The 3,978-nt window shown below is 71.7% G+C and carries 4 protein-coding genes and 2 pseudogenes; 1 reads left to right on the top strand and 5 read right to left on the bottom strand.

Translation table 11 applies throughout. The annotated features are described in order from the left end of the window. On the bottom strand, positions 1-524 hold a 524-nt coding region (locus tag SJH88_RS18615; protein ID WP_274755330.1), incomplete at its 3' end, for a cobalt-precorrin-7 (C(5))-methyltransferase. Between SJH88_RS18615 and SJH88_RS18610 the strand changes: the two genes are divergently transcribed. Continuing rightward, positions 523-1,290, top strand: a complete 768-nt coding sequence (locus SJH88_RS18610; protein WP_274755329.1) for a cobalt-precorrin-6A reductase — start codon at positions 523-525, stop codon at positions 1,288-1,290. The two genes, SJH88_RS18615 and SJH88_RS18610, sit on opposite strands and share 2 nt — an antisense overlap. Here the strand turns inward: SJH88_RS18610 and cobJ are convergent. The 4 genes and pseudogenes from cobJ to SJH88_RS18590 form a co-directional block, all read right to left on the bottom strand. Then, positions 1,251-2,066, bottom strand: coding sequence for a precorrin-3B C(17)-methyltransferase (gene cobJ, locus SJH88_RS18605; protein ID WP_274755328.1), 816 nt, complete (start codon positions 2,064-2,066; stop codon positions 1,251-1,253). The two genes, SJH88_RS18610 and cobJ, sit on opposite strands and share 40 nt — an antisense overlap. Next, positions 2,060-2,824, bottom strand: a complete 765-nt coding sequence (cobI, locus tag SJH88_RS18600) for a precorrin-2 C(20)-methyltransferase (RefSeq protein ID WP_051519308.1) — start codon at positions 2,822-2,824, stop codon at positions 2,060-2,062. Before cobI ends, cobJ begins: the two co-directional genes overlap by 7 nt. Continuing rightward, a pseudogene (locus tag SJH88_RS18595) lies at positions 2,814-3,441 on the bottom strand (precorrin-8X methylmutase). The gene cobI and the pseudogene SJH88_RS18595 overlap by 11 nt, the downstream one beginning before the upstream one ends. After that, positions 3,363-3,978: pseudogene (locus tag SJH88_RS18590) on the bottom strand (hypothetical protein); the annotation flags it as partial. The pseudogenes SJH88_RS18590 and SJH88_RS18595, both read right to left, overlap by 79 nt.

Raw genomic sequence — 3,978 nt, 5'->3', positions numbered from 1 at the left:
CCACGGCCTCCACGCACCCACAGCGTGCTGCGGCCCCAGCCTTCGGCCTGCAGCCAGCCGGCAAAGTCCGCCACGGCGGCGCCGTCGCGCAGCAGCACGATCAGCTGGCGCCCGGCCCGCAGCTGCGGCAGCACCTGCGCCATGGGGCTGGCGTGCAGGCCCAGGCACACGCTGTGTTCCAGCCGCCATCCCAGGCGGGCGGCCACCAGCGAAAATGTGGCGCTTTGAGCGTGGCAGTTCCATTCGTGGGGCGGCAGATGCTGGGCCAGCGTGCCGCCGGCCCCAAACCAGAACGGGTCGCCCGAGGCCAGCACCACCACCGGCTGGCCGCGCAAGGCCAGTACGGGGGTGGGATCAAAGGGGATGGGCCAGGCGCGGCCGCGCGCGCCGGCCTGGGCCAACTCCAGGTGGCGCGGTGCACCGAAAATGGTGTGTGCCGCCTCCACGGCACGGCGTGCCGGGGCGCTCAGGCCTTCCAGCCCGTCTTCGTTCATTCCGACCAAGGTCAGCCACGGATCAGCCATGACACATGTTCTCCTGCTGGGTGGCACCAGCGATGCCAGCCTGCTGGCCCGCCGCCTGCACCAGGCCGCGGTGCCCGCGGTGTTTTCGTATGCGGGCGCCACCCGCCAGCCCGCCGCCCAGCCCCTGCCCACGCGCTGCAGCGGTTTTGGCGGGGTGGAGGGGCTGGTGCAGTTCATCCGCAGCCAGGGCATCAGCCACGTGGTGGATGCCACCCACCCGTTTGCCGCGCAGATGAGCCGCAACGCCTGCGCGGCCTGCGCCCAGACCGGCACGCCCTTGCTGGCGCTGGAACGCCCCGCCTGGCAGCCCGAGGCCGGGGACCGCTGGCAGATGGTGGCCGACATGGACGCCGCCGCCCGCGCCTTGCCGGCAGCGCCGGCCCGCGTCTTTCTGGCCGTGGGCCGCAAGCAGCTGGCGGCATTCAGCCACGTGCCGCAGCACCATTATCTGCTGCGGGTGGTGGATGTGCCGGAAGCGGGCTCCCTGCCTGTGCAGGGTGCTACGGTGCTGGTAGCGCGTGGGCCCTTCAGTGCCGAGGCGGAGCGCGACGTGCTGACCACCCACGGCATCGAATGGCTGGTGACCAAGAATGCCGGGGGCGAGGCCACGCACGGCAAGCTGGCAGCGGCGCGGGCCCTGGGCCTGCGCGTCATCATGGTGCAGCGCCCGCAGGTGCCGGCGCGTGCGCACACGGACAGCGTGGACCGCGTGATGCACTGGCTGGCTCATGGGTGTGCGGATGGCACCGCGCCATCCATGCCGTAGGAGCGCGACGTGTAGACCCACGGCCCCACGCGGCGCGTGGTGCTGTTGCCGACCAGCACCACGGTGCGCATGTCGGCCATCTCGGGCTGCACGTCCTGCAGAGCGCATACCGTCAGCCGCTCTTCGGGCGTGGAGACGGCGCGGGCAAAGACCAGCAGGCGTTCGGGTTCGCAGTGCGTGCGCAGCAGCGCCAGCAGGCGGTTGAAGCCTTCGGGCCGGCTGAGGGAACGCGGGTTGTAGAAGGCCATGGCAAAGTCGGCCTCGGCCGCCAGTTGCACGCGCCGCGCAATCACGGACCAGGGCTTGAGGTTGTCCGACAGGTTGATGCAGCAAAAGTCATGGCCCAGCGGGGCTCCGGCGCGTGCAGCGGCCGCCAGCATGGCGGTGATGCCGGGCAGCACCTGGATGTCCAGCGTGTGCCACAGCGCGGCCTCGGCGGGTGCGGCGTGATCCACGGCTTCCAGCACGGCGCTGGCCATGGCAAACACCCCGGGGTCCCCCGAGGAGACGACGACCACGCGGTGGCCTTGCGCGGCCAGCGCCAGCGCATGGCGCGAGCGGTCGATCTCGACCCGGTTGTCCGAGGCGTGGAAACGGATGGCGTCCACGTCCGCCGCGGCCTGGGCCTGCAGCAGGGTGCGGGCGCGCTCCACGTAGGGGACATAGCCAATCACGTCGGTGGCCTGCTGCAGGGCGGCGCACACCTCGGGGGTGATCTGCGGCAGGGCCCCGGGGCCCAGGCCGACGATGCTCAGGCGTCCGGCGGGGCTCACCATGCGGCCTCCGGGCGGCGGCCCTGGCCATGGACCAGGACGATGGCGAAGTAGGGGCAGGCCGCATCGCCCACGTCCTGCAGGCGCTGGACCTGTTGCTGGGCGGTGGTGCCGTTTTCCACCAGCCAGGCGGCCTCGGTGCGGCCACAGCGCTGCAGTGCACGGCGGATGCGCGGCAGGTTGCGCCCCACCTTCATGATGACCAGGGCGTCGGCGGTCTGCATGCGGCGCACCAGCTCGTCCTCGGACAGCGTGCCGGTCATGACGCTCAGCACATCGTCGCCCCAGGTGATGGGGGTGCCGGTGGCATGCCAGCAACCCACCATGCCGGGGATGCCGGGCACCACGTCCACGGGCACGTCGCCGCGCGCCTGCAGGCGGGTGTAGAGGTGCATGAAGGAGCCGTAGAGGAAGGGGTCGCCCTCGCACAGCACCACCACCTGCGTCTGGCGGGCCAGCTCGGCCAGCCGTTCGCACCACTGGTCGTAGAAGCGCGACAGCTGCTGCACATAGGCCTCGCTGTCCACCGGCAGTTCGGTGGTGACGGGGTATTCCATGGCGTACTCGACCACATCGTCAGCCAGCAGGCCTTGCACGGCCTGGCGCGCCTTGCCGGGGCGGCCGGGCTTGCGGAAAAAGGCCACATGGCGCGCCTGGCGCACCAGGCGGTCGGCCTTGACGCTCATGAGTTCCGGGTCACCGGGGCCCAGGCCCACGCAGATCACGCCCGTGGGGGCCACCATCGCGGGCTTATTCAACATGGCTGGCCAGGGCGTTGATGGCGGCCACGGTCATGGCCGAGCCGCCCAGGCGGCCGCGCACGATCATGGCGGGCGCGGGCAGGTCCTGCATCAGCGCCTCCTTGGATTCGGCGGCACCGATGAAGCCCACGGGGCAGCCGATGATGGCTGCGGGCGCGGGCAGTCGGGCTGCTGCAGCATGTTCAGCAGGTGGAACAGCGCGGTGGGGGCGTTGCCGATGGCGACCACGGCACCGGCCAGGTGGGGGCGCCACAGCTCGACCGCAGCGGCACTGCGGGTGTTGTGCATGCGGGCGGCCAGTTCGGCCACGCCGGGGTCCTGCAGGGTGCAGATGACGGCGTTGTTGGCCGGCAGGCGCGAGCGCGTGATGCCCTCGCTGACCATGCGTACATCGCACAGGATGGGGGCGCGTCCAGCAGGGCCTGCTGCCCGGCGGCGAACAGGTCGGGGGAAAACTGGATGTGCGGGGCAAGTTCGACCATGCCGGTGGCATGGATCATGCGCACCGCGACGCGCTCCTCCCCCGGGGTGAAGCGCGTCAGATCGGCTTCGCGGCGGATGGTGGCAAAGGACTGGCGGTAGATTTCGGCGCCATGGGTTTCGTAGACGTGAGCCATGCAATCTTTTCGGAGAACAAGCGTGGATTGTCGCGCAGGCCGGACGCCGGCAGCTCCAGGCAGGCGGCATCGCCGGCCGTGCCCTCGCGCACGACGGCGAAGCTGGTGTGGGCGCGGCCCTCGGCATCGGTGCTGCGCTGCGCGCGCAGCGTGATGGTGGCCGGGCGCTGGCGCGCGCAGCACTTGGCGCAGCCCGAGACATGCAGGTGGCTGCCGGCGGGCATTTGCGGCGCCAGCGCCAGCGCTAGGGCTTGCGTGGGCGCCAGGGCCTGGTCGCAGCCCGGGGCACCCGTGCAGGCCGAGATGCGCAGGCGCGGATCGGTGGGAGTGGTGATCCAGTGCGCTGCCTGGTCCAGCCCGGCTTGGCGTGCCCAGTGGTCTGCCGCAGGGGACGCTATGCCTTCGATGCACAGCATGCGCCAGGGCGTGATGCGCAGCCCCGGGGGCGTGCCGTGTGCGCCGACGGTGTGCAGCAGGGCCTGGGCCAGCCGGGCCAGTGCGGGGGCGGAAACGCGCCCCAGGGGCGCCGCGACCCAG

Source organism: Comamonas sp. GCA5 (assembly GCF_036541385.1).
Classification (GTDB): domain Bacteria; phylum Pseudomonadota; class Gammaproteobacteria; order Burkholderiales; family Burkholderiaceae_C; genus Comamonas; species Comamonas aquatica.
The sequence above is the reverse complement of the archived record's forward strand: the minus strand, read 5'-3'. Positions and strand labels throughout refer to the sequence as shown.